A 26,334-nucleotide genomic window follows, 5' to 3' on the forward strand; every position below is an offset into this window, starting at 1 on the left:
AATGGTCTCCTTGTTTCTTAAGTGTCTGCTGGGTGCGCTAGCTGTACTGCTGATTGCGATACTTTCCAAAAGTAAAAGTTTTTTCATTGCAGGTTTAGTGCCCTTATTTCCAACTTTTGCCTTAATTGCCCACTATATTATTGGCACAGAGCGAACCATGTCGGATTTGAGAGTGACCGCTCTGTTTAGTCTGTATTCATTAGTTCCCTATGCCGCTTATCTGGTGGCCGTATACTACTTCAGTTATCGGTTTAGCTTATTCTGGACAGTGGGTCTGGCAACTCTGGTATGGGTCGGTTTCGCGGCTGGCCTGCTGCTCGGCTGGAACCGCTTGTATGCTGGCATCGCCTGACAGCGAATGGCTTACCACTATTCAACATACTGTTCATGTGGTTAAATTACGAGCAGCATCAAAGACAAACCCTCAATCTGGGCTAACCATTATCAAGGAAGAAGTATGAAACTAGCGCAACTGAACATCGCCCTTGCCAAATACCCAATGGATGCACCTGAAATTAAAGATTTTGCCGATAATCTGGATCCTGTGAATGCCATTGCTGAAAGCAGTGAAGGCTTCATATGGCGGCTTCAGGATGAATCCGGCGATGCAACCAGTATTCAGGCATTCGACGACCCCAATATGCTTATCAACATGTCTGTCTGGGAATCGGTAGATACGCTTAAAAACTTTATGTTTCGAACCCATCACCGCGACTTCATGCGCCGTAAGGCTGAATGGTTTCATCGTTCAGCGGAAGATACTTATGTGCTGTGGTGGGTAGAAGATGATCATATCCCGACCATTGCGGAAGCCAAAGAACGTCTTGATTACCTGAGAAATAAAGGTGACAGCCCATTTGCTTTCACGTTTAAGAGCAATTTTACACCCGACGATGCGCTGGCGTATGAGCTTGAAGCCTGATGACGTTCAGGACACATCTCAGGCCACATCATAGATATCTGCTATCTTTTTTGCATGTGTTCCCACCGTTTTGATATCCATGCAAAGAAAGGATTCAACATGACGCGAAAACAGCCGCAACACCTCGCCAGCAGCTCTATCCGGCTGAAAAACGATGCAAGTATTGAGCTTCTTGACATGAATGATGCTTTCTGGCCGCGGTTAATGGCCGGTGAGCTTGGTGATTTTCATCATGAATATCTGGTCAGCTTGCACGATTTTAGCTCTGACTGGTCTGGCAGCGAAGCACATCCCCAAGGCGATGAAATTGTCATACTGCTAGCTGGATCGGCAACATTTCAATTGGAAATGCCGGAAGGGATACACGAGGTCAGGTTGGAGTCCCCAGGATCATACGTGTTTGTACCTAAAGGCGTATGGCACACGGCAAAAATAAAGCACTCGGCACGTATGCTGTTTATCACCGCCGGTGAGGGTACCCAGCACAGACAGCATGACAGCTAAAATCTCGCGAATAAATCAGGGCACTCAATGAGTGCCCTGATTATCTTAGTAACAGTCTCGCGTGTCGCTTAAGGTGTCACTATGTTGAACCAGAAATCGAAATTATCGAGATAAGATAACAACTCAGTCAGCTTCTCTTGATCTCCGGTGATCTTTATATCGCCTTTTTCAAGGGCATCTTCCAGTGTCACTTGTTTGAGCATTAAGGCATCAAGCGTAGTGCGAGCCAATGAAACAGATGCATTCGCCTCTTTGTCTTCGGCGCCCAACGTATGATTCAATACGCCATTTTCCATCTCAAGCAGATACTTTTCTTTCTGGTCGGTGAAATCAAAGTTCAGAACGATTTTCTTACCATCTGCTTTTTCACTGTCCAGGCGCATTGCCAGATAATCAAAGAACAGCTCTAAGCTCATCGCTTTCACTGTATCCGGGCTGGCCGTATCAGGAACAGGTAACTTGTTCACCCCTTCTCGCAGTTCTTTTGCCCCCGTCAGGTAAAAGTTACGCCAGGGGCCGCTTTCCGCCTGATAACCCAATTGTTCAAGTGCATCGGCCTGCATGTTTTTCGCTGCCTGGTTGGAAGGGTCAGCAAAAACCGCGTGATTCACCACTTCAGCCACCCAACGGTATTCCCCTTTGTCGTAATACTCTTTTGCTTTCTTAAGTAGCGCATCCGTACCGCCCATCATATCTACATAGCGTTTTGCCGCATCAACAGGCGGTAAGGTGTGCAATGTCGCAGGGTTACCAATAAACCAGCCAAGATACAGCACATACGTTGCCTTAACATTGTGATTGATAGAGCCATAGTAGCCACGGTTTGAGAAATACGTATTCAATGCGTCTGGTAACTTAAAGTCTTCGGCAATTTCAACCATGGTTTTACCCTGGTTCGCCATACGCAAAGTTTCGTCATTAATGAAGCGATACAAATCGCGCTGCGATTTAAGGTGTTTAACAATTTCACCTTTCCCCCACACTGGCCAGTGGTGCATGGCAAACATGACGTCAGCATCATCGCCCCACATATGAATGGCTTCATTCAAATACTTAGACCAGGCCAATGGATCACGGATTTTCGCACCGCGCAGAGAATAGGTATTGTGTAAAGTGTGAGTCGAATCTTCGGCAGTGTTAATGGCTTTTTTCTCTTTAATATAGAAAAGCATTTCCGATGGTGCTTCAGACCCAGGTGCATACATAAACTCGTAGGTAAGTCCGTCAATGACCTTTGTTTCACCCGTTTTGGTAATGATATCAGTTGGTGGGATCAGGGTGACTGTACCTGCAGACGTGGTTGTCCCCAAGCCGGCTCCAACTTGCCCCGTCGCACTTGGCGGCAGCAGGTTACCATACATATAAGATGCACGACGGCTCATTGCTGTACCAGCCATTACGTTCTCAGCAACCGCGGCTTCCATAAAGCCGACTGGCGCATAAATTTTCACTTTACCGGATTTCACATCAGCTTCATCAACAACACCTCGCACACCGCCATAGTGATCAACATGGCTGTGTGTATAAATGACGGCGACAACCGGCTTTTTCGGACGGTGCTGGAAATAAAGATCTAAAGCAACTTTGGCTGTTTCTGTAGAAATGAGCGGATCAAAAATCGTGATCCCCTCTTTACCTTCCACAATTGTCATGTTCGACAAATCCTGATTACGGACCTGATATATGCCATCAGTTACCTGAAACAGGCCTGAAATGTTAATAAGCTGAGACTGACGCCATAAGCTTGGGTTAACCGTATCGGGTGCAGCTTGGTCTTCTTTAATGAAACCATACTTCGCAGGATCCCACACCAGGTTCCCTTGCTCGCCTTTTATCTGTTCCTGTGGCAAGGGAGCGATAAAGCCTTTGTGCGCCAGTTCGAACCCGGTTTTATCATCAAAAGGCAACTCTTTCATCAGTGCCTGATTAGCCGATTTGGTTGCATCCGTAGCCGGTTTGGCTTCATCAGCCGCCATTGAAACCGGCGCCAGCAATACACCTGAAATGAACAAGGAAACGACTGACAAAGACTTGCTTTTTGTGCGAATCCTGCCGGAAGAAGACGTTGCATCAGAGCAACTTTCCTGTCTAAAAGAATTAAAACTTATCATAACGTGTAGCACTCCATGGTTTTTGATCTTCATGTTGTTGTCATACTCGGTGATGAACGTTAAACAAAACAACCTCAGCCTGGGAACACAAATAACCTGCACAAAACGCCATTTCCAGACGATGAATTTTAAGAAACTCAGCCAATTATGACCATAGATTTATATCATTAAGTTGAGTATCAGTGTAGTCGCAACAATCGCTTACATTTCATTGCAAGAAAACGAAAATCGAATCACAAAAAATTCAGTAAATCATAAGGAAACCGAATGCTCCCCCATAAAATCAGCTTGTTAACCAGTGATAGTTCGGCATTAATTAAGAAATTGCATGTTGAATCCTAAGAAAACCTGCCAGTCTGGATAACCAGGGCCGTCATCAGCAACTGAAAATTGCGGTTCGACAAAAAGGTTATACACAGTCTTGCCTTTTTTGATGACCTGACCAGCACCTATGCCTAATGGCACGCTATAACTGTCGTTTTCAAAGTTATAAACCCAGATTGGCGCTGCTCTCAAGTAGGTGCCTCCTCCCAATTGATAAAATGCAAAAGGCTGGAAAGCAGCAACATTGACATCCTGACGAGCATCTTCTCCGGCAAAACTTTCCTGCCAGGTAAGTAAATAGCCGTACTGGAACACGGGTGAACTGGCGTTAAACAGCACATTCGCCAAACCGGCAGACCATTTTTCGCTGCCGAGTTCGTCTTCGGTCGCTGTCGGTGCAGTAAGCTGAGGACCAACACCGAAACTCACAGCCGGATTTCCGGTATCAATCAGGTAAGCGGCAAAAATGTTGAAGTCACCAATACCGGTTTCATGACCACCGGTAGGCGATGTGGGGTAGGTGTTCACTGGCAAAGATGCACGCATGATCCAGTTTGTTTCACCGACTGAAACAGGTTTCGCAAATCGTACCCAAAACTGATTAGCGTATTCGTCAGACTCAGTGACCTCTCCAATGTAGTAATTTTGAAAGTTAAGAGCTGTCATGTTTGCCAGAGGGTTATTCGCTTGAGCGGCAGAGTTATCTGCGGCAAGCCCCCCAGCGGCGTGCAGTATACCGCCCAATGCTACCCAACATTTTAACCACTTGAATTTCATACCATTTCCTTTTGGCTGATTGCTAATAAAAGACAAATGATGTCTGACAAACTCCGGGACACCAATGCACTGACATACCATCTGTCACTATGGCTGCTTTTTCTTACAGCGGTGAGAACAAAAGTAAACAGATAAGAATAAAATTAGCATAGAGATTAAATTCTGCATCTTCCTGTTACCGCACAGGATTTTCCTGCGCTTCCAACAATTGTCTGTTATAGGGTTGACGCTTTATCAGCAGATATGCATATTGTTTTGTTTGTTGCGAAACAGAAGAGCAGCGTAAACAGTGCTGATAGATATTGAGAGATAAAGGAAACGTATCAATGGGCTTGCCGAACGAAGATCAAAAACGCTTTATCGCAGTATTAAGCAAAAAAATGGATGCAGGCCGAACACTGAATGTGCTGGGACACCTGAGTGCCGGGCTGTCTCATCTGGTCGATCAGCAAGGAGCTGAATACATTGATTATCATGATGCTGATGGCAACTGCCATCCGAGTCTGTCTCACTTTCCGTTTATTGTTCTGAAAGCAGATAACTCGAACAAAATCCGCAAAGTCAGAGAGGAAGCCATCAGGCATCAAATTCCTTTTACCGATTTCACACACACCATGACTGAAGGTGGCTCCATTGCCCAGCAAGCGTGGACCAAAGAAACCCCGGAAAGTGAATTAGAGTACCTGGGAATCTGTCTGTTCGGCGACACTGAAACTCTGAAATCATTTACCGGTAAATTCAGTTTGTACCGCTGAACCTGGAGCAGGAAAGATGCAATCGTACGTGTTTCTTTTACCCATTTTGGCCTTGCTGACACTGGGCGCAATGACGCCCGGTCCCTCTTTTCTGCTAGTTGCTCAAACGGCTATGTCTCATTCCAGAACACAGGCATTTTCTGTTGCACTGGGAATGGGAACTGGCGCCCTGATCTTTGCCTTACTCGCATCATTTGGCTTAGTGACATTATTCGAAACGGTACCTGAGTTGTACCTGACCTTTAAACTACTTGGTGGCTTATATCTGTGCGTGTTGGCATGTCGAATCTGGAAACAAGGGGAGCAACCACGCGTTCAGGCCGTAGCGGCAGGTAAAACGCAAAGTGTGCATTCATCCTTTTTCTATGGTTTAACAACCCAGCTCAGTAACCCCAAAACAGCCATGGTTTTCAGCAGTGTTTTTGCCGCTTTGCTGCCCGCAGAGGTACCTTCCCTCACTCCGGTATTGTTAAGCCTGGGTGTTTTCCTGACAAATTTTGGCTGGTATGCCATAGTCGCTGTGCTGCTTTCAACAGAACGCGCGCAAAACTTGTATCTAAAGGCCAAAAAAGGATTTTGCCGTGTTGCTGGCACTCTGCTGGGTTTATTCGGCGCTAAGTTGCTGATGTCAACGTCAGCCGATCTATAACGGCATCATCAAGATGCCGTTATGTTTTAATCAGCCTTTTGAGTGACGTTAAGGCGTGGTCAGTGAAAGCTGTACATTATCAATATGAACATCTGCCATGCTGCCTGCTTTTTTCACTGCGCGCAGTGTCAGTTTCACCTCCCGGGTCGCCACTGGTAATAACAGGGTTGAGGCATTATTCAGCCACGCTTGTTTCTTACTCTCGGTTTTAACCACAGTCGGCTGACCAATGGTGTTTCCGTTATTGTCTATAGGTTGTAGCGTCACTACGGCATGATCGCCGTCGCCCCAGCCATTGCTGCTAAAACTGAACCGAACAAATGCGGAAGACTGATCAATCACACTACTGAACGCACTGACATCCAAAGTCTGGCTCAGATCATCATAGGCAGCGTTACCAGCAGCGGAATCATTCGGACGGGCGCTGAAGTAATAATCCCCTTCTGCGGCCGTGATGTTGTCGATCTCTTGCAGCACTCGCCAGTAGCCCTGCCCGACTGTCCAGCCTGAAAGATCCTGCGCTTCCGCGCCACCATTCTGAACAGGTAATGCGGTTGTCGTCCCGGCATCAATGGCTAATGTCGCCGTGTCACTCCAATCAGACCAGCCCAGATTGTCATTACGTACTCTGGCACGCCAGTACCAGGTATCTCCCGGAAATAATGTCAGTACCGGTGCTGAGCTGCCGTTGAACGGGTCACGGTACGAATCATGGGAATGCTCTGATGATCGTTTCTGCCATTTGTAGATTTCATCATTGCCCATTTTGAGCTGCCCTGAAAAGTCAGCAAGATTGATTGTAGTCAGATCAACCCCCGCCTGCGTATCTGTCGGCATCCCCTGAATACTGCCATCTTGCATCGGCCAGATGTTGTGGGCCCGGGCTTGATTCCCCCAGATATCAAAAACCTCTGAATCAAACTGACTGGCTTTGCTCAGTTGCCATTGCACTTCATAAATGGCGCCAGGATCAGGATGGCTGATAGCCAGATTTAGCTGATTAAAAGCGTGATTACCGTTACCGGCCAGAACTTGTGGCGCCTCTGGCACAACCGGACTGGCTTTCATGGTCAGGGTATCGGACACAGTAAAGGTATCATCCAGGCTGGCAAAACCGCCCCCTTTCGAGGCCACAGTGGCAGTGTAGCGGGTCAGCTGCATGGAAGGTGAACTCTGCTGATTGAACGTCAGCAGATTAAAGCCGAACTCACTCTGACTAATGGCAAAGGTATCGTAATCGCGGGTATCTGTCTGATAGTAGTTATCATCGTTAATTTTTTCACGATAGCCTGCTGCCGTTGCGGCATTGAGCCAAAGGTGCCTGGTATCCATGGATTGTCCGCGGGAATACGCGTGGGTATGCCCAAATAAATGGCCTGTTATCTTGCCGCTTGATCGGGAAAAATCTTCCATCTCAGCCACCATCTCGCAACTGCCGATACTTTCGCCCGATAGCCAGAGTTCAGACAGACACGGATGATGGAACATGCTCAGGACATAATCGACGTTACTGTCCGATTGGGTGTTGATCAACAACTCGCGCAGCCACTGACGCTGTATCCCCAGAATCTCCGCGTTAAATTTACCGTGGTTCTTGGAAATCGGATAACTGTTAAGCCCGACCAAACGTAAGTTGCCGTAATCCAGTGCATACCATTGCTCTTCATAACCCGCCGAACCATTTTCAGGCTGCTGGAAGAAATGACGGTAATTGGTCAGCTCAGCATTGCCGTAAAAATCATGATTACCGGGAACGGCCACCAGCGGAACATAAGGGGTAATGGCTTTCATCTGGTCAAAAAAATCACGACGCCACTGCAACATGCTGTCGCCACTGTTGACTATGTCGCCGGAAATCGTAATCGCCGCGATCTCTGACGCACATTGCTCCGGCTGACTGTGACATACCGTTGGAATAATGCCTTTGGTAATGAGATCGTTCAGCGCCCCCAGGGTGCTGTTATTTTGAGTATCACTGATGGCTACCACATTAAAAGGGGCAGGTGTCATCCCGGCTGCCGGATAGGTTTTGAACACATAGCGTTCAGAAACAGCCGACACGCCAGACGGACTGCCATCGCCGCTGACCACGTAATACTCATAGCGCGTGTCTGTACTTAATCCGGTGATCGCTGCGCTGTATAAATACGTGTTGTCCACGGCAACAGGCTCAACAACAGTAAATTCATCTTGCGTTTCTGCCGGCCTGACCCAAACCGTCGGAGACGTGTCATTAGTTTCAAACAACACAGCCATGCTATTGGCTGTAGGTTGCTGCAGATACGGATGAATAGTAAACGTAACCTGCGTTAATGCAGTCGGAGGCGGAATAACCAGCTCCTTTCCAATCTGGCCTACACCAGCATTGCCTTTTTTATCATCCTGATCCGTTTCCGAGTGCTCATTACACCCCGCTAACAGAGTACTTGTCAGCAAGATAGCCGTGACACTGGCCAGATGCCTGTTTTTGATCGACATGTTTAATCCTTTTTTATCTCTATTCCATGGCGTTAACTGGACTAGTCCAATATTCAGCTGATGATGCTAATTGGTCTGTGTGACAGAGAATCTAAATATGGATGACACTTATCTATCAGTTTATTGACAATGAAATATTGATCTTAGCCTTTGTACTGTCGCCAGCTTAACTGTTCGGATCTTTCTGTTGCCGGGCTCACATTGAGCATGGTGTCTCAGCTCAGGAAGCGACAAACTGGCTTGCTTTACCGTTTTGGCATGATATGTTCTGAACTTCGACTCAATGCAGCTAAACAAATGACAAAATATCAATCACTTGCTAATGATCTAATGCAACAGATCCGCCAGCAGATCTGGCGCTCCGGTGAAAAAATCCCGTCTGTGCGAGCGAGCAGCCAGCAAACCGGCTACAGCACGGCGACTGTGTTGCAGGCATATCAATTGCTGGAAAGTGAAGGATGGCTGGTGGCTAAACCGCAGTCCGGGTATTTTGTCGCTCCCAACATCCAAGCACTACAGGCTTCGCGGCCGGAATCCCCTCAGTCTCCGGTCAACATTAATGATTTACTTTTTGATGTCCTACAGCGAACCAAAGACAGCGATATCGTGCCTTTCAGCTCGGCGTTTCCCGACTCCAGCCTGTTTCCGCAGCAGGAACTGGTCCGCAGTCTGTCCAGTGCCTCGCGCAAAATGGACAACAGAAGTGCATTAACGCACCTGCCGCCCGGCAACCATGATTTGCGCCGGATCATTGCGCAAAGGTACGTACAACAAGGGCTGCAGATTGGGCCGGATGACATAGTGATCACCTCCGGCGGCTTGGATGCACTGAATCTCAGCTTACAGTTTGCCACCCAGCCCGGTGATTATGTCGCGGTTGAATCGACCACTTTTTATGGGGCACTTCAGGCAATAGAGCGTTTGAAGTTGATACCGGTAGAGATAAAGGCCAGCGCTGACGGCGGCCTGGATTTGAAAGACTTCACTGAAAAGTTATCCGCTTATCCGATAAAAGCCTGCTGGCTGATGACCAATGTCCAGCACCCGCTTGGCTACACTCTCAGTCAAGAGCGCAAGCAGACACTGGTAGACATTCTGCGCCAACATAAGGTGTTTCTGGTAGAAGACGATGTGTATGCAGAACTGTATTATTCAGCGGAAAAGCCAGTACCGGCCAAAGCTTTCGATCAGCAGGATCTGGTGTTGCTGTGTGGTTCATTCTCCAAATGTCTGTCACCAGGATTTCGCATTGGCTGGGTAGTGGCAGGAAAACACAGCGAAGCCATTCAGAAACAGCAATTTTTATCGACCATATCAAGCAGTGTGCCTGTGCAGCTCGGGATCAGCCATTACCTGCTTCATGGCGGGTATGACAACCATTTGCGCAAGCTGCGCAGTACATTGCAAGACAGAAAGAGCGCAATGATACACGCGATACGGCGCTTTTTCCCGGACAGTACGGCTGTAACTGATCCCGCAGGGGGCTACTTCTTGTGGCTGACGTTTCCAGCTCCGTTCGATAGTCATGCATTTTATGAGCAAGCCCTTGAGAAGCGTATCGCAGTGGCACCCGGGACGTTATTTAACATCCGGCAAGACGATCTCAGGCATATCAGGCTCAACTATTCGTACGAGATGAATGAAGAAAACCTGGCTGCGATGGCCACACTTGGTCAGTTAGCAAAAGCGTGCCTAAGTGACTGAAGTGAGCCACAAAGTGACTGTTCGGTAAAATACTGTATCAACTGTATCAACAGGAAAAACCGCGGCTGTGATGAAATAGTGACTCTTGCTTGTTAGAGGGTCACAACATGGAAAGAACCACTAAGGTTAAAGACGAAGTCAAATTCATATACATCGCCATTATCTGCGTCTTCCTGGTCGTGTTAGGCCATTTCATTTTGATGAAAAATGTCGCCTATTTTGCCTGGGCTGAAGTTACCGCAGCGGCTATCCCCTTCCTGCTCATCGGGCTGGGCGTGGCAGCCGTTCGCCGGGCAGTAAACATTGATAAGAAAAATACCCCGGCAGAATGAATAATACTGCGCTCTCCTGTATCGATTCAGGGGAGCGCAGTTTGTCAGCCAGTGCTAGTCATGAGCGGCTTCGATCTCATTCGATTTCAGGTATGACGGATGGGTCACCAGCTGCTGTGCATACGCGGCAATGTGCGGAAAATGCGCGAGTGCGCCACTGGTATGCAGGATTTCTACAATGAACGACATCATGATATCTGCCCCTGTCAGCGAATCTCCCACCAGATAACGCTTTCCTGCCAGTGACTGATCGACATAAGCCATGACCTTGGCAATTTCCCCTTCGGCATAACCGGCGAGAAAGTTAGTTTCACAGCCGTCTTTGTCGACGAACATCTTCAACAACAAAGGAAGAATGGCCGAGCTTTCCGCAAAATGCATCCATTGTAAGTAAGCAACATAATCTGCAGTGCCGCGCTCAGGTGCCAGCTTACCCTCGCCATACTTATCAATCAGGTACTCAGTAATAGCCCCGGATTCAGTGACGATCAATCCATCATCCTCAATCACCGGAGATTTACCCAAAGGATGAACCGCTTTCAGCTCTGGTGGCGCAAGGAATGTTGCGCTGTCACGTTGGTAAGGGACGATCTGATAGTCCACACCCAGCTCTTCCAGCAACCAGATAATCCGCTTGGATCGTGATTTGTTCAGGTGATGCAGTGTGATCATAATGCTGTTGCCTCATTGATCTGATTGAACTTAATAGTCTGTTTATTAAACAATTTCTTTGCAAACATCTTCCAGACTAAACCATATCTGTGTCTGTCACCATCACTGCTTATAAACTTTCCAACGCTGTTAGCCGCTTCCGCTGGCCACAAAAAAGCCCGGACGGCGATTTGCACATCCGGGCTTTACTGGTTTTATTGTGACTAGTTAGTAGGAATCAGTCTGGTTTCTGCTGTAACTTTTCTGGGTTACGCAGCCAGTGGATAAGCGTCAGGCTGCACACCAGAATGATAATAGTGGCCGGTAATCCACCGAGGTTAGACAACTGCTTCACGCCATCCACACCCACAGTGCTGACCATAATCCAGGCCACCAGACCAATAATTACCCCCCAGAGTACTTTTATTGGCAGGGCTGCGCCTTCATCAGAGTCCGATTTAAAATCCTTGGTACACAAATCGCCAATGGCATCAGTGCTGGAATCGGCAGCCGTGACATAGGAAATAAATGCGATCATCACCAGAAAGAACGATGTCAGTCCACCCAATGGCAGTTCACCGAAAATATGGTATAGCAACTGTTCAATGCCCCCTTCATTCAACACGGCGTATAAACTTCCGTCTGTGTGCAAGTCCATGTACACCGCCGTACCGGCAAAAACAGAAACCCATAACAGAATGAACAAACTCGGATAAACAACGTTGACCTGAATAAACTCGCGAACCGTATACCCACGGGCAATTTTCCCCAGGAACATGGCCGTGATCGGTGCCCAGGCGAACCACACCGCCCAGTAAAATACACTCCAGTACTGAGGCCATGGATCACTAGCAGCCTGGCCGGTAAACAAGCTCAGCCGGAAGAAATCTTGCAGGTAGGCGCCGACCCCTTCCACACCGATAGCCAGAATATAGACAGTCGGGCCGCAGAGAAAGACAAAGATAAACAGTGCAATCAGCATCCAAAAGTTGGTGGCCGATAAACGCGCTATCCCTTTGGTTAAACCGCTGGCAGCCGAGATCACAAAGGTAGCAACAATCAGGCTGATGAAAATACCCAGTGTCAGGGCATTACGTTCCATGGGAATAAACTGGCTCACCCCACCCAGCAAGGTCAGCGCCCCAGTTCCCAGCGATGACGCCATACCAACCACCAGCGAATACAGTGCCAGCGCATCAATGACATCGGCCATTTTCCCCGTGACATATTTGCCCAGAACAGGACGCATGGCGCTGGTGATCGAAAAAGGCATTTTCAGGTTGTAGAACGCCAGCGCAAAGATCAACGCAGGTACGGCATAAATCGCATATGGCGTTGGCCCCCAATGGAGAAACATCGCTGAAAATGCAAACAACGCGGCATCAGCACTGCCCGCTTCAATACCAAAACTCGCCGGCGGCGAATGCAGGTGATAGATAGGTTCTGCCGTTGTCCAGAACAGCACCCCGACCGCCAGCGTGGTACAGAGTACAATCATAAACCAGCGGGGTTTGCTGATTCTTGGTGTACTGTGATCGCCACCAATTCGGATATTTCCCAGCTTAGAGAAATAGGTAAGCGCAATTAACACCAGCAGGTAAAAGCTGCCCAAACTGAACAACCAGGAGAAATTGGACAGAATCACTCCGTTCAGCGATTTGGTATAGCCAATGAAAGCGTCCAGATCAACCAGACTGAATACCAAAGCACCAACCAAAATCAGAAAGGTTGGAAAAAACACCAAAGGTCGTAACGATTTCAACATTGTATTTTCCCTAATTTATTGTTTTACATGTAGTTACGTTTAATCTTCTCGTCAAAGTCCTTTTCAAAGATCAACATACCTTCATGAAACGCTTCCCAGCGCGCTTTAATATAAAAATACTCATGATCACAGGTCATATGATAATGACTGTGAATCTTTGTCCACCAACCGTCCCGGCCCATTTCCACGGTCAGATCAATCTCGTTTTCAGCACTGAGCGGATCATCGGGATGAATCCGCATTTCCTGCCCTATCTTGAAATCTATCTCTGTATGACAAGAGTTGTAATACTGGCGGCCAAAATCTTCATAGGTTTCCAGCGTTACCAAACCGGTTTTGTAATCGCGGTGTGTAACGCGTTTGCTGTCGCTCGGGCGCAGTGTTTTCCCTGCAAACGTCACAGGCTGATCGTACGCTTTCAGCGGATTAGCCGTGCTGAATGAAGATTTACGGGGGATCTCGATCACACTGTCTTTGGGCAAGATAGTCAGGGTAGCGTTATCGGCAGAAGGCCAGATAAGTGGCCAGTATGCCGTCGAGATGGCAATACGCAGTTTGTGTCCTTTCGGTACTGTGTAGGCAATATGGTTAACCGGCACCTCGACTTCATAAATTTCACCCGGATTAAGCGCTTCAGGAAATTCATGGCTGTTGCGATGGGTCAGGTTCAGTATACCGTGACTTATTTTGGTCACTTGTCCGTCTGGATGCACATCGGAAACACGGACAATGACATTCGCCGACGGTGAGTCAGATACCAGTGCCAGCTTCGCCATAACCTGTCCGACGATAGCAAAATCGTCCTCCAGCACTTCGGAGTCAAACACCAGAGACCCGGCGTCATCAATGCGCTGATCCCCCGGGTGCTCCATGTCCAGACGAATGCCGACGCAGAATCGGCCACCGTCCAGCCCGACTGTCTCAGGTGAACACACAGCGTAAGACGTGACGTGCTCATTCAGAGATTCAGATAACCCGTGTTTACCCAGATAAAACGCGTGCGGGCGGATATCTGAAGATGGCCAGCCAGGCTCAGACATCCACTCTCCGGGGCGACACTCATAGTCCGTTTGCGGCCGTACGCTCTCCTGCAAATAATAATGCAGCGCAGGTTCATCCATCATGCCGTTGTCGTTGCCTTTTAACCAGTGATCCCACCAGCGGACAGACTCAGCCACATAGTCAACCTTTGGGTTCGGGTAGGCAATATTCGGGTATTTGTGCGCCCAGGGGCCAACCAGGCCCTTGCAAGGCACACTGAGGTTTTCCAGCAAGGTAAATACGGTATTACGATAGCCATCTGCCCAGCCGCTCATGGCATATACGGGTACTTTAATATCATCGTAGTTTTCGCAGACCGAGCCGTGTTTCCAGTAATCCGAACGGGTTTGCTCAGTCAGCCAGGGTTTGGTCAGAAAAGGCATAGCCTGCAAACGATCCAACCAGACCGATTTCCACTGTTCCCCGATCAGCGCAGGATCCGGCGAACGGGCCTGAGCGTATGCCCAGAAAAATGCTGCCCAGTCCATGTTGTCATTCAGCAGGCATCCTCCGCTGAAATGAATGTCGTCCCGATAACGATCATCCGTCGAACACTGCGTAATAATGGCTTTCAGCGCAGGCGGGTTCATCGCCGCGACCTGAAGCGCGTTGAACCCGCCCCAGGAGATACCGACCATGCCGACATTGCCGTCGCACCATGGTTGTTTTGTCAGCCAGTCAATAACATCGTAACCATCCTGTAGCTCTTGCTGAGAATACTCATCCGTCATGAAACCCTCAGATTCACCGCAACCACGCAGATCAACGCGAACACAAGCGTAACCATGTGCCGCCGTCTGGGCCATGGTGATTTCATCACGGATGATAGTACCGTCGTTTTTACGATATGGCAGGAATTCGAGAATAGCGGGAACCGGGACTGACTCTGCATTGACGGGTAACCACGCCCGGTAGGCCAGTTGAGTACCATCCGGCAGCGTCAGCATGTCATGATGGATTTCACGTATCATTTGCATAATGTCCTTGAGTCGATGACGTCGGACAACCCATATTAAAGACAGCCGTTTGTGAGTAAATCGCTATTTTGTTAACCTAATATGAACTAAAAGTTAAAGATAACCAGCCCTGATGCCTATTAACAACAAAGCCATACCGCCGATAAGTAACCTGATCTCTTTTGAAGCATCAGCCCGGTCAGGCAGTTTCACAAAAGCCGCCACTGAGCTCTGCGTTTCCACAACAGCCATCAGTAAGCAAATCAAACAGCTTGAAACGTTTTTGCAAACCAGCCTGTTTATCCGGCGGAAAACCGGCCTGGAACTGACTGATAACGGAAAAAACTATCTGGCAACCGTCACCAGTGTGCTTGAGATCCTTGCGCGTGAAACGGTAAAACTGAATAACAGCAATCAGACAGCACCGCTGACAATTGAAATCGGGGCCTGCTTTTCACACTTCTGGTTAATTCCCCGGCTGGATGGTTTTCGCGAGCGCTACCCGGATATACCTCTCAATCTGATTATCAACAATGAAAGGCACATTGGCGATAACGATGATTACGACATCGCTTTCTTCTACTCCGCGATAGATACGCTCAACAAAAATAACCATTTGCTCTTTGCCGAACGCATGCTGCTGGTTTGTAGCCCAGCATTTCTCGCAAAGCGCCCGGAGTGCAAAGATATCCAAACCATTTGGCAACAACCCATTCTTATGCTGAAGGATGCCAAGTCCTTTTGGGAAGGCTGGCAAACCTGGGCAAATCGTTATGGTATCCCCTACCAGGAGCCGACTAATGTCATTCAGATGGAAGAGCAGGTCTCTATCATTCAGGGCGCGCTCAGCGATGCGGGTATTGCTCTGGCCTGGGACTGGCATGTCCGCACTTTAATAGAAGAAGGAAAACTGATCGCACTGACTGAACCAGTGGAGTGCGACAGTAATGCATTTTTTCTCAGTATTTCTGAAACAAGCCAGCACCCCAATGCCAGAACCTTCGTCAGTTGGGTTTTAGAACAGGAAATGCAGATAAGCGGATTCGATTGATCTGCATCAAGCCATCTTTTGCCATACCAGATACAGTGGAGCTCTCCATGTTTTTGGGAAATGCATGTGTACGTTTGCCCCTGACTTGCAGGGGCTTTTTTTCACCCTGGCCCTGCCCTGCTCACTCGCCTTTTCTGTCTCTTCTCTCCGGTACGGCAATGCACTGTGGTTCCAGCTATATTTATGTCAATACTGGCTGCCGCAAAAGCACCGGATGAATAATTTAGCTGTTGTTCTGAAAAGAATATCTTCCGCAGCCAGATGATTGAACACGCGCTTCAGGAGGAGTAAGCTTCTGACGCCTGAAAACACATCATTAAATAAGGAAAGCTATGAGCAGTAAGCGTACCTACCCGATTGGCACTCCTGGCCAGAAATGGACCATGAAAGAGAAGGCAGAGTGGCTGGCCCGGCTCACCATCAAGCGTTCCTATCTGGACGAAGTGGTCACTAAGATCGACGCACTGAAAGATCGCTTTGATGTCGCTCAGTATGGCGCTCTGTCGTATGACACAGAAAAGTACCCGCTGTTCGTCATCAAATCCCGTCACTGGAATGCGCAAAAGCCGACCATTCTGATCACAGGTGGCGTACATGGCTATGAAACCAGTGGTGTTCATGGTGCGCTGCAGTTTGTCGATGAAAAAGCGCAGCACTATAGCCAGTATTTCAACATTCTGGTTGCCCCTTGTGTCAGCCCCTGGGGTTACGAGACGATTAATCGCTGGAACCCGCATGCGATCGATCCAAACCGTTCCTTTTACGACAACAGCCCGGCGGAAGAATCGGCGGCGCTGATGAAAATGGTCAGCGATCAGGGCGCAGAGATCCTGGCTCACATCGATCTGCATGAAACCACAGATACCGACGAAACCGAGTTCCGTCCGGCTTTAGCGGCGCGTGATGGTATTGAGTATAAACCCGGCAGCATTCCTGACGGTTTTTACGTGGTGGGCGACACCGACAATCCTCATGATGCCTTCCAGAAAGCCATCATAGATGAAGTGCGTAAAGTCACCCATATTGCCCCGCCTGATGACGAAGGAAACATCATAGGTTCTCCGGTTTCCCAGGAAGGCGTGATTGATTATCCGCTGAAGAAACTCGGCCTGTGTGCCGGTCTGTCAGACTGTCAGTACAGCTCCACCACGGAAGTGTACCCGGACAGCCCGCTCGTCACGCCAAGCGAATGCAACAACGCACAAGTCGCGGCGATTGTAGGGGCACTGGAGTATATTCTGAAACAGCAATAATCCGCTGCTCCAGCCTGTGTGGCAGCCCTTCCGCTGCCACAATATACAAGGTGCGCTCGCAGTGATTCACTGAGATTGCCAGATAATAACCTTAGGAGACTTACCGTTAGCCTGCGATATCTCTGCCCGGATACTCATAGCGGGCAATGTCACAAGCTGGCTGTCTACGCGAACTTGAGTCACATTATGGCTGAAATTTGCCACTATCTGACTGCCATCGCTGAATCTTGTTCTTTGCAAAGAGCCATCACTATTCAGCCAGTCAAATCCCACTAATGCCTTATCCCACAATGCCTGATGCAATGGCATGAATCCCCGCTGATAATCTTGTAATGCTTTGATTCTGGGCGAAGTCGCAGAGGCTGCTTCATCACGGGTTAAATGCACCATGGGTGGCGTGTTATAAAGCATACTGGTCAGATCCCGGATGCCTTTCACATCAGAAAACTTCAGGCTATCCATATGCCAGTGATGGTTATTGATCAGCTCATCATGAAACACCGCCTGGTATAAGGGCACTTTAAAAGCCGGCGAGAAGAACAGGGTTCGGTACGGCTCCTTCACTGTTGCCGGCTTAAAAAAGAAGGCCGGCTTATTATCCGGGTACCAGGCACCAAGGTAATAGGGCGACTGACGGTTATGTTTCATCTCTTTATCCGTCCAGCCAAACCCCGTGGTTTCCATGCCATGGGCAAACACCACACCTCGAGTGGTGATACTGTTGCCATCTTCCGATCCCAGCAGCACCCCTTGCCCGCTCACCCACTCTAGCCGGTCGTTGAATGCCTTCGCCATTGCCCGCTGAGACATACCGCCGGTCGCAGCACTTTCATTCCCGGATGCAGCCAAGCGGCTTTTATCGGAATAATCTTCACGCACCATACCTGTTGCATCAACGTCCAAAAACAGGCTGTTAAACTGCCCCAGCTCAAGAATGCGTGAGATTCGCTGTTTGGCATAGTCCGTTTCACAGCCGGGGTTGAGGTAATTGCCTTGCCCGCGAAACCCCGCCTGATTCTGCCCATCGGCGCGTTCAATAGCGCAACGCGTTCTGATTGCTGCCGGAATGTGCGCTGTTAACCAGCTCTCGTTATCCGTTTTATCAATAGCCGTATTATAAGAATCATAAGTCGCGACCAGATATCCCGCCGCTTTTGCCTGTTCAACCACCTCGGGCTGATAAAAAGCAGGTAACCAGTTGTCCAGCCCCAGCCACAATTTCTGCAGTCCTGCTTGCTTGAGTGTTTCAAGTACAGGCGAAGACAGGCTTTGTCCCCATTTGTCAGAAGCAAGCAGAAATGGCGCCGCATGGCTTGCTAAATACGCTTTCCTTTTTTGAATCGCAGCAAACTGGTCGGTAATTTGCTCCCATGGGCCCGCATTTTCGCTAAAAGGAAAAAGCGCGGACAAAGAGTGATTAACAGACTCGACCAAAAGACGTTGTTGATAGCGATCCAAGCTGACAGGCTGATTAGCTGTTGTCAGTGGCAACAATTGTGTCTGGGCTTCACGGCTCGCGAAGGCGCTCAGCTCTGACTGATGAAAGTACCATTTCAGCAACCCAGTCCAGTCGGTCACATCACTTTGCGAGATACCGTCGCTACCGAACAAGTACACATGGCTCGCGCCGATGATTTTGCTGACATCCGGATTGCGGGCAGCCTTATCCCGCAGACTTTCTCTCTCGCCCTGCTCGTCTCGCCAGCGCCGGTACCGGATGGCGCCAGACAGCCTGTCTTGCCCGCTATGGATCAAGACCTGAAAAGGCTGATTCCAGTTCAGAGGGGTAAAAGCGTGGCTGGAGACCATATCAACAGCAGGTGAGGTATCAGCCGCCTTTGCCGTTACCTCTTTGAATGCCAATGCATTGTTAAATGGATTGACTAACAGATAAGAAAAATATCTGGCCGGATTATCAAGCTCATTTTCGTTGTCTGTGTTCACCTGGCTGTCAGCGCGTTGCCGGACCTTCTGAGTCCAGAACGGCATTTTCAGATCCTGCGTGGAATTGCTGCCTGAATATTCATCCTGCAAATACCTCGCCCAAAGCCTGTGATGAACAGGCACTCTGATCCCTTCATTAAACGGTAACAACAGCTCAGTAGTGGATGTTTCCGGCAAATCAAACCAGTTCAAGACGATGGGGTGACTGCGAGTGATACTGGCACCGGAAAGCAACTGAAACTGGAGCGTCAGGTCGCCTGATTCTAATTGCGCTGTCACCTTGATATTACTGGGTTGCCACAGCCATGACGCATTATCACGCTGAGACTTCTGCCGTTGGCTGACACTTTGTTTTTCGTTATTTACCCTGGCACCCGCCTGGTTCAGATCGTAAATCAGGCTGTCGGTATGCCAGGTAATAGCGAGCGATTCGGGATCAATCTCGACTCGCTGATCGTTGTCACGTAATGAAATAATATCGGCAGCCACTTTGCCACAAGGCATTAGCAAAATAGCTGAAAGTAATATCGCTTTACATGGCTGCAAGTGCGCTCGCTGGCCCGTCACAGGGGCTGCTTTCAATAACATGGGGGTCTTCATCCTAATACCTTGGGTTAATAAACACCGGTATTACACATGGTGCCGGACACCAAATTGTCACCCCTATGTCTTCATTCGCACAGGTGGACAGGTGGACAGGTGGACAGGATGAGTGATTAGTCTGTCAGCATGTACCTGACAGGCACTGTCAGCCGATGCACGTTTTCAATTTTAATCGCCCCTTGAAAATAACTGTCTGCCACTACCGCACTTAACCAATTCGCATTATCAGGTTTGTCACGGGGCGGCACGCCATGCCCCTGAGCATCCAGTACTAGGGTTTCAGCAGGGGTTGCCAGCTGATAGCCACTGTCGAACCATTGCCATTGCAATCTCTGCCTCTGACAGGCATTTCGATCCGCAGAGAGATCCGGTGAAAACACGAAAACCCCGGCTGTACTCTTTTCTGCCTGCTGTAATTGAATCGCTGGAGCCCTTGCTGTTTCCTGCAGCGAAGTCAGAATCAACGGATAATGTTTCTCCCCAACACTCAGCTGATAGTATCCATCAGGCACGGATTGAAACCATTCCTGGCTTTCCAGTTCGCTGTAGCCCTCTACCGGCGTTGAAGTTGCCCCCGATAGCCATTGATTGCCCCGCGAATCCGTCAGGCTCACTTCCATTGCATGTCCGGCGCCATCAATCGAGAGTTTAAGCTGATACACCCTCTGGCTGAGATTTACTTTATCCTGTATCGACAGCGAAATTCGGGGTTGGTCAACCCAATCTGACAGTGCTCCCGGATACTCAGTCAGCCTGCGTCCACAATCTGACTGATTAATCAGCTGCTGAAAAACAGGTTGCCATAAGTCCGGGGTAACCGGTTCTGTACTCTGCTGCAAAACGACCTGTAACTCTTGCCACGCCAGCAGCATATTGTGATCGGCCAGAGCCTGATAAACCCGCTGTAATGGCGTGGGCATAAACCAGCCACCGGCTGCGGTACTCCCGGCCTGCACCTGATCTGAGGCTAATGCAGGACGACATACACAAGCGGCAAGCAACAGGGAAAATACCATGCCTTTAGTGCTAAAAAATCGCACGGATTACTCCTTTCTTAGCCGGTAGCCAACGCTGCGGACTGTATCGATTGCCAAAGAGGGAAATTTCTGCCGCAAATGCAAAACATGATTGTCGACTGTCCGGGTAGAGGGAAATGCCTGATATCCCCACACCTTATTCAAGAGTTCATCCCGGTGATAAACCCGTCCCGGATTCTGAACCAGCAACGCAAGCAGCTGAAATTCTTTAGGTTTCAGAGGTACATTTTGCTGATCCATCATGACAGTCTGATAAGACAGATTCACCACAAGGTTTCTATATTGGAACTCGACTTCTCCTAACGGACGAAGTTGGGCCTGAATCCGGGCTAGCAGCTCCTGATGTGAAAACGGTTTGATGACATAATCTTTCGCGCCGGCACTTAACCCTTCAATACGGTGATCGACATCGGTTTTGGCCGTTAAAATGATCACCGGGAGCGCTTTCACTGACAGCCAGCCAGGCAGCCATTTCACACTGTCACCTTCAGGTAACTGGCGATCCAGCACAACCAGATCGGCCTGAATCCAATGTTTTTCCACATCCGATATTTTTTTGATCCAATCACAGCGATAACCGTTTTTGGCCAGATACATCGAAAGACCTTCACCCAGTAACACATCGTCCTCAACCAGCAAAACCCGGCTCATAGTGGCAACTCCAGAATGTACCTGGTTGGATGCCGTAAGTGAGTCATGCGCCCGCCAATCCGGCGCATGATACGGTTGACTATCATCAGCCCAATCCCCATACCGTCCCCTTTCTCAGTTAGTAACCACTTTTCCCAGCGTGCAGGCGATGCCCCTTGATCCCTCACCTCAATAACCAGGCTGTCAGAGATTTGGGCATCAAGGTATATCGGTGGCTTGCCATGTAAAACGGCATTACGCAGCAGATTATCCAAGCACACGCCCAGCCAGTAATAAGGCAGCGACACCCTACGATCTCCGTCGATATGGCAGTGCAAGTCATACTGGCTGGCTATGCTCTCCAGCCACTCTGAAAACTGAGCGTCTTGCTTATCTAGCCCTTCTTCCCGGCGTCCACTGAGAAACCCTTTGCTGGTTTCTGTCAGCCGGTAGAGGCGCTGGTAGTCGCCCAGCAGCCGGTAAAACGCATGCTGACTTTGCTCGTTCAAGTGATCATATTCATCTCTGAACTGCTCCACCGTAAAACCAAGGCTGGTAATGGGTGTTCGCAATTCGTGCGTCAGCAATTGCAGGATAAACTGCCGCTCTTTCATTTCCCGTCGTCGCTCCAGCCCCAGCCTGAAAATCAGCCCAAGAATAATGACAAGTAAAATAAGCATGCCGCCCTGCCACCAAAGCGCATTGGTACGACGAAGCTCAATACATAAGTTACTGTACTGAAAACGACAACTCTCGCTGATCTGGTCACTAGACCGGGTGATCCTGATACCCGCCTTGTCTGCTATCGGTTGCCATTGCTCCGGGCTTAACACATCAATGCCAGTCAGAGTGTTGCGCCACAAGCGGCCACTTTTCGTCAGAAAATGCCGCGAGCCGCCCAGAATAGCCGACTGACCCGTATCAGAAAGCGAGGCAAATATACCGTGTAACGGATGCAGCGGATGGGCAAGAGTCAGGCTGTTGGCATGCTGCTGAAGAAATGCATTCGCGTCACTTCCATCATGATGATCTCTCAGGTAGTTCACATACCTGTCTGCATAGCTGCCACCGGCAGGGTGCCTCTCGGACAGGTGCTGACTCCATTGCGATGGAAGTTTACCTTCGCGGCACAAGATCAGTTCAAATTGCACCGCTCTGCGCCAATCCGCACTGTCACTCAACACATTGTCGTCTTCAGAGCAGTGGGTATGAATGTGGTAAAGTGTTTCTATCTGCGCCCAGCTGAACCGCTTTAAATCTGGGTACTGACTGACAGGTAACAGCAATTCCTGCGGATACTGATTCAACGACTGCTGACTGATTTGATCTTCACCCTGCACTGTTGCAATACGATCAGAAAATGCCTGCCATTGTTGATGGGCCAGATGTGTTTCCGGCTGCCCGCATACAGGCAAGGCCACTAATAACAGCGGAAGCAATGCATTCCTGACCATTTAACTCTCTCAGAAAAAATAATGCGCGATCATACACAATGCTTGTCGTGACATTGTCTCCGCAATGTCACTGTTTGGCATTTTATAAGTGCCGTTCCATGTGGTTATTCGTCAGTGATTGCCCTGTTAACCACTGCAATCAATGTGTCCAGCGCGCATTTGGCTGCGTTATCCGGCTCTCCCGGTTCGGGCAGCGCGTAGCCGATATTAATTCGCAGGCTGTCCCGGTACAGATCCCGCAGAGTGAAACACTCACCCAGCCTGATATCCAGCTTAGCCTCAATCAGCAAAGACTTAATTTTTGCCTCATCCATGCCTGGTATCTGTAACCAAAGTACTAACCCGCCAGCAGGATCACTGATACGAACTGTTTCCGGCAGATGCTGCTGCAAATATTCTCGGTAGCGCCGCTTATGGAGCAACAAATCAAACCTTTGCGTTTTCAAATGACGCGCATACTGGCCACTATCGATAAAATCAGCGACGGCCAACTGTATCGGCAGCGATACACCAAAGCAGCCTGCCGCATGTTTGCTCAGATACTGATTCAGATAACGTCCCGGCAAACACCAGCCAAGGCGATAGCTGGCGGCCAATGTTTTGGATACGGAACCGCACCAGAGTATATATCCGCTTTTGTCGTAATATTTTGCTGGTAAGGGCACTGTATTGCCGTGGGGTAATTCCATGTACACATCATCTTCAATCACAGGAATTTCATAACGGGATGCCATCTTTGCCAGTCGCTGCTTTTGTGACGGTGACATCGTAATACCCTGCGGATTCATATGAGTCGTACAAAAGAGACCGGCTTGAACCGTCCCCTGCTGCATGTGATGTTCCAACTGGTCCAGATCTATGCCGCTGTCCACAGACGGAATCTCCACGATATTGCGCGACATTTCCCGCAATAAGGTTAACAGTCCGTTGAAACATGGCGAGCTGACAGCAATGGCATCGTCAGGTTGAGTACAGACTTCAATGGCCGTGCGTATGGCATCCATGCAGCCGTTTGTGATGGCCAATTGCTCAGCGGTGAAATGAAAACTGTAATTCGCAAAATGTGCAGACAAGACACTGCGCAACATAGCCTCACCCTGTCGGGTGGGATAAAAGTTCAACCTTTCACCAAGGCGCCGGTTTGTACGCCGGAAGCTCTGTTCCATCTGACTGGTCAGTTTATGAGTGACTTCAAAGCGGGAATAGCCCAGCGGCCCGGCGAACTGACTGTCAGGCGCATTTCCCTTGTCCAGCGAATAGTCAGATGCCAATGCCAGCTGACTTTCAAACTGCGCCAGATCCGGTAAGCGCAGGGTTGATCGCTGTGCTACGTAATAACCGGATTGCGGTTTAGCGACAATCCAGCCCTGAGATTCCAGATGCTGATAACAATTCAAGGTAGTGGTCATGCTTACCTGATGTAATTGTGCAAACTGGCGCAATGAGGGCATGCGGACTTGAGCAGCCAGCAGACCTGATTGAATATCGGCAATATACTGCTCAGCTAATTGTTTATACCTCATGGCGTACCCTTTTCAGCTTGAAACACAAACTGTGCTCTTTTTATTGTTAAAAATTGTATCTGCACCTTTCTGCGACGGTAATCCACAATGTTGGTTAAATCAACAATGGAGTACAACGCATGACATTTAAAGATGCCTGCCTGGGCTTATTCGTGATGTTCATTTGGGGCATCAATTTCTCTGTGATCAAACTGGGCGTCAGTCAGGCTGATCCTCTGCTGATGACTGCAATTCGATTCACACTTGCGACAATGCCACTGATCTTCTTTGTTCGTAAACCGGATGTTGCCTGGCGCTACCTGGTGAGTTACGGCGTGCTGTTTGGAGTGGGTGTATGGGGCATGGCATCCTGGTCAATCACCGCCGGACTGTCTGCGGGAATGACATCAGTGTTACTGCAGACCAATGTCATTTTTGGTCTGTTCATTGGTTATCTGGTTTTTCGCGACAGATTCACAATACACAAAGTCATTGGCGCCCTGTTTGCGTTTACCGGGTTGGCTTTATCCCTGATGGCCACTGACGGCACCATCACAATAAAAGGTGTGGCTTTAGTGATGATATCTGCATTGTCCTGGAGCCTGGTCAGCACCCTGGTGAAGAAATCAGGCACCCGACAACCCTTTGCCTTCAGTATCTGGGGGATGGCATTTGCGCCTCTGCCATTGTTGCTCTTTGCACTCTCGCTAAATGGTACAGATATCATCACCACCACGATTAACAGCTGGAATGGCTACACCACTTTCTCAGTCCTATTTCAGGCCTATCCGACCACGGTATTTGGCTACTGGGTATGGAATCGTATGCTGGTGAAGTATCCGCTCAGTACGGTCGCACCGGTCAATCTGATGGTGTCAGTATTCGGCTTGCTCGGCGGCTATCTCTTTTACGGTGAGCATGTCGGTGCTTTACAGGTCATATCTGCAGCAATGATTCTGGCGGGTGTGCTCATTATTCTGCTCAAACCCGGCAACACTTTTTTGGCTGCCAGACTGGCTCAATGGCGCGTAAGGAAAGTTTCTGATCAAAAAGTCTGATTCACTAAGCCACCTGACGACAGGTGGCTTTTCTTTTGCGTTCCGATCAGCGCGTCAGCAGAGACTAAAGGGTGACCTGTCCAACGTCTGCGGTGATGTCAGGTGCAAGGACTGGCTCACGATTCGCCAGTGACCGCGCCAGTTTTTCAGCCTCGGCATAGGCCGCTTTCAGCGATGCCTGATGGCGGCTATCACCAAATTCCTGGTAGCCGGCACTTATTTCATAGGTCTGTTCCACCCCCAAATAGTGACTCATAACACGAATATGCGGACCAAGGTGATTCATCGCTTCGCGGACTCCTCCGGCTTCAAAACCAAATTCACCTGTAGAGGTAATGAGCACCAGTGTTTTCCCGGTTAACATCGGCGACAAAGGAAAATCACCCCGTTCCAGATCAAATGAAAAAGTTTTATTGATGCGTATTACCTGGTCAAACCAAGCTTTCAGCGCAGCAGGCAGACCATAGTTGTACATTGGTGTCGAGATGACTATCGTATCCGCCGCCATGACTTCCTCAATGAATTCATCAGACAGTGCCAGCACTTTCCTTTGGGCAGCGGTCCGATTCACCTCCTGAGTAAAAGCCGCTGCAATCCAGTCCTGACTAATGAACTCTGGCGGGTTAATACCAATATCCCTATGTATCACAGCGGTTTGCGGAGCATTAGTCAGCCATACATCCATAAAAGAAGCCGCTATTTGTTTAGAAATTGAATTATGGCCTGAAACGAGATTATCAGTCCTGCGTACACTGGCATCTAAATGTAAAATTGTCATCCGCTTATCCTTCTGTTCCAAAGTAAGTTGTGGTCAGAGAATATTGTCTGCCTGA

22 protein-coding genes are annotated in these 26,334 nt (G+C 49.0%); 10 read left to right on the forward strand and 12 right to left on the reverse strand.

From position 1 onward, the window contains the following. The first annotated feature begins 1 nt into the window (after window position 1). The 3 genes from L6J37_RS20095 (at window position 2) to L6J37_RS20105 (ending at window position 1,426) form a co-directional block, all read left to right on the forward strand. Window positions 2-352 carry a GlpM family protein gene (locus L6J37_RS20095; protein WP_237796378.1) on the forward strand — a complete coding sequence of 117 codons (351 nt, stop codon included), beginning with the start codon at window positions 2-4 and terminating at the stop codon, window positions 350-352. Between the two features lie 105 nt (window positions 353-457). Then, complete coding sequence (locus L6J37_RS20100; protein WP_237796379.1) at window positions 458-922, forward strand: DUF3291 domain-containing protein; 465 nt, start codon at window positions 458-460, stop codon at window positions 920-922. Window positions 923-1,021: 99 nt separating this feature from the next. After that, entirely contained in the window at window positions 1,022-1,426 is a 405-nt protein-coding gene (locus L6J37_RS20105; protein WP_237796380.1) for a cupin domain-containing protein, read from the forward strand. Between the two features lie 68 nt (window positions 1,427-1,494). On the opposite strand, the gene L6J37_RS20110 is transcribed toward L6J37_RS20105, so the two are convergent. After that, window positions 1,495-3,402, reverse strand: a complete 1,908-nt coding sequence (locus L6J37_RS20110) for an alkyl/aryl-sulfatase (protein WP_225445019.1) — start codon at window positions 3,400-3,402, stop codon at window positions 1,495-1,497. 447 nt (window positions 3,403-3,849) lie between these two features. Next, entirely contained in the window at window positions 3,850-4,638 is a 789-nt protein-coding gene (locus tag L6J37_RS20115) for a hypothetical protein (RefSeq protein ID WP_225444996.1), read from the reverse strand. 326 nt (window positions 4,639-4,964) lie between these two features. Between L6J37_RS20115 and L6J37_RS20120 the strand changes: the two genes are divergently transcribed. Together L6J37_RS20120 and L6J37_RS20125 are read left to right on the forward strand one after the other, a co-directional pair. Further along, window positions 4,965-5,393, forward strand: a complete 429-nt coding sequence (locus tag L6J37_RS20120) for a DUF2000 domain-containing protein (RefSeq protein ID WP_192014040.1) — start codon at window positions 4,965-4,967, stop codon at window positions 5,391-5,393. A gap of 16 nt (window positions 5,394-5,409) precedes the next feature. Next, window positions 5,410-6,042: a LysE family translocator gene (locus tag L6J37_RS20125; protein ID WP_192014041.1), complete on the forward strand. Its 633-nt coding sequence runs from the start codon at window positions 5,410-5,412 to the stop codon at window positions 6,040-6,042. A 48-nt stretch (window positions 6,043-6,090) separates the two neighbouring features. Here the strand turns inward: L6J37_RS20125 and L6J37_RS20130 are convergent, their stop codons facing one another. After that, complete coding sequence (locus L6J37_RS20130; RefSeq protein ID WP_237796381.1) at window positions 6,091-8,520, reverse strand: FN3 domain-containing metallophosphoesterase family protein; 2,430 nt, start codon at window positions 8,518-8,520, stop codon at window positions 6,091-6,093. A gap of 297 nt (window positions 8,521-8,817) precedes the next feature. On the opposite strand from L6J37_RS20130, the gene L6J37_RS20135 reads away from it, so the two are divergent. Then, window positions 8,818-10,224, forward strand: a complete 1,407-nt coding sequence (locus tag L6J37_RS20135; RefSeq protein ID WP_237796382.1) for an aminotransferase-like domain-containing protein — start codon at window positions 8,818-8,820, stop codon at window positions 10,222-10,224. 107 nt (window positions 10,225-10,331) lie between these two features. Continuing rightward, window positions 10,332-10,556: a hypothetical protein gene (locus tag L6J37_RS20140; protein ID WP_237796383.1), complete on the forward strand. Its 225-nt coding sequence runs from the start codon at window positions 10,332-10,334 to the stop codon at window positions 10,554-10,556. 54 nt (window positions 10,557-10,610) lie between these two features. Here the strand turns inward: L6J37_RS20140 and L6J37_RS20145 are convergent, their stop codons facing one another. The 3 genes from L6J37_RS20145 to L6J37_RS20155 all read right to left on the reverse strand — a co-directional run bounded on the left by L6J37_RS20145 (window position 10,611) and on the right by L6J37_RS20155 (window position 14,984). After that, on the reverse strand, window positions 10,611-11,228 hold the full coding sequence (locus tag L6J37_RS20145) for a glutathione S-transferase family protein (RefSeq protein WP_192014049.1): 618 nt from the start codon (window positions 11,226-11,228) through the stop codon (window positions 10,611-10,613). Window positions 11,229-11,445: 217 nt separating this feature from the next. After that, a complete protein-coding gene (locus tag L6J37_RS20150) occupies window positions 11,446-12,972 on the reverse strand; it encodes a BCCT family transporter (protein ID WP_192014051.1) in 1,527 nt (508 codons plus the stop codon). A gap of 23 nt (window positions 12,973-12,995) precedes the next feature. Continuing rightward, window positions 12,996-14,984 (reverse strand): CocE/NonD family hydrolase, encoded by a 1,989-nt coding sequence (locus L6J37_RS20155; RefSeq protein ID WP_237796384.1) that lies wholly within the window; start codon window positions 14,982-14,984, stop codon window positions 12,996-12,998. 118 nt (window positions 14,985-15,102) lie between these two features. On the opposite strand from L6J37_RS20155, the gene L6J37_RS20160 reads away from it, so the two are divergent. Continuing rightward, window positions 15,103-16,020: a LysR substrate-binding domain-containing protein gene (locus L6J37_RS20160; protein WP_218385604.1), complete on the forward strand. Its 918-nt coding sequence runs from the start codon at window positions 15,103-15,105 to the stop codon at window positions 16,018-16,020. Window positions 16,021-16,352: 332 nt separating this feature from the next. Then, window positions 16,353-17,273, forward strand: coding sequence for a M14 family metallopeptidase (locus L6J37_RS20165; RefSeq protein WP_237796385.1), 921 nt, complete (start codon window positions 16,353-16,355; stop codon window positions 17,271-17,273). 66 nt (window positions 17,274-17,339) lie between these two features. Here L6J37_RS20165 and L6J37_RS20170 read toward each other — a convergent pair whose 3' ends face one another. The 5 genes from L6J37_RS20170 to L6J37_RS20190 form a co-directional block, all read right to left on the reverse strand. Beyond that, window positions 17,340-19,817 carry a glycoside hydrolase gene (locus tag L6J37_RS20170; RefSeq protein ID WP_237796386.1) on the reverse strand — a complete coding sequence of 826 codons (2,478 nt, stop codon included), beginning with the start codon at window positions 19,815-19,817 and terminating at the stop codon, window positions 17,340-17,342. 116 nt (window positions 19,818-19,933) lie between these two features. After that, window positions 19,934-20,860, reverse strand: a complete 927-nt coding sequence (locus L6J37_RS20175; protein ID WP_237796387.1) for a DUF2861 family protein — start codon at window positions 20,858-20,860, stop codon at window positions 19,934-19,936. A 3-nt stretch (window positions 20,861-20,863) separates the two neighbouring features. Continuing rightward, entirely contained in the window at window positions 20,864-21,508 is a 645-nt protein-coding gene (locus tag L6J37_RS20180; RefSeq protein ID WP_237796389.1) for a response regulator transcription factor, read from the reverse strand. Beyond that, the gene (locus L6J37_RS20185) at window positions 21,505-22,941 is read right to left on the reverse strand and encodes an ATP-binding protein (RefSeq protein WP_237796391.1); all 1,437 of its coding nucleotides are present in this window, start codon (window positions 22,939-22,941) and stop codon (window positions 21,505-21,507) included. Before L6J37_RS20185 ends, L6J37_RS20180 begins: the two co-directional genes overlap by 4 nt. A 104-nt stretch (window positions 22,942-23,045) precedes the next feature. After that, on the reverse strand, window positions 23,046-24,464 hold the full coding sequence (locus L6J37_RS20190; RefSeq protein WP_237796393.1) for an aminotransferase-like domain-containing protein: 1,419 nt from the start codon (window positions 24,462-24,464) through the stop codon (window positions 23,046-23,048). Window positions 24,465-24,583: 119 nt separating this feature from the next. Between L6J37_RS20190 and L6J37_RS20195 the strand changes: the two genes are divergently transcribed. Beyond that, complete coding sequence (locus tag L6J37_RS20195) at window positions 24,584-25,501, forward strand: EamA family transporter (RefSeq protein WP_192014064.1); 918 nt, start codon at window positions 24,584-24,586, stop codon at window positions 25,499-25,501. Between the two features lie 64 nt (window positions 25,502-25,565). Here the strand turns inward: L6J37_RS20195 and L6J37_RS20200 are convergent, their stop codons facing one another. Continuing rightward, window positions 25,566-26,279, reverse strand: coding sequence for an FMN-dependent NADH-azoreductase (locus L6J37_RS20200; RefSeq protein WP_237796395.1), 714 nt, complete (start codon window positions 26,277-26,279; stop codon window positions 25,566-25,568). Window positions 26,280-26,334: the final 55 nt, after the last annotated feature.

Source organism: Photobacterium sp. WH77 (genome assembly GCF_022014395.1).
GTDB classification, from domain to species: Bacteria; Pseudomonadota; Gammaproteobacteria; order Enterobacterales; family Vibrionaceae; genus Photobacterium; species Photobacterium arenosum.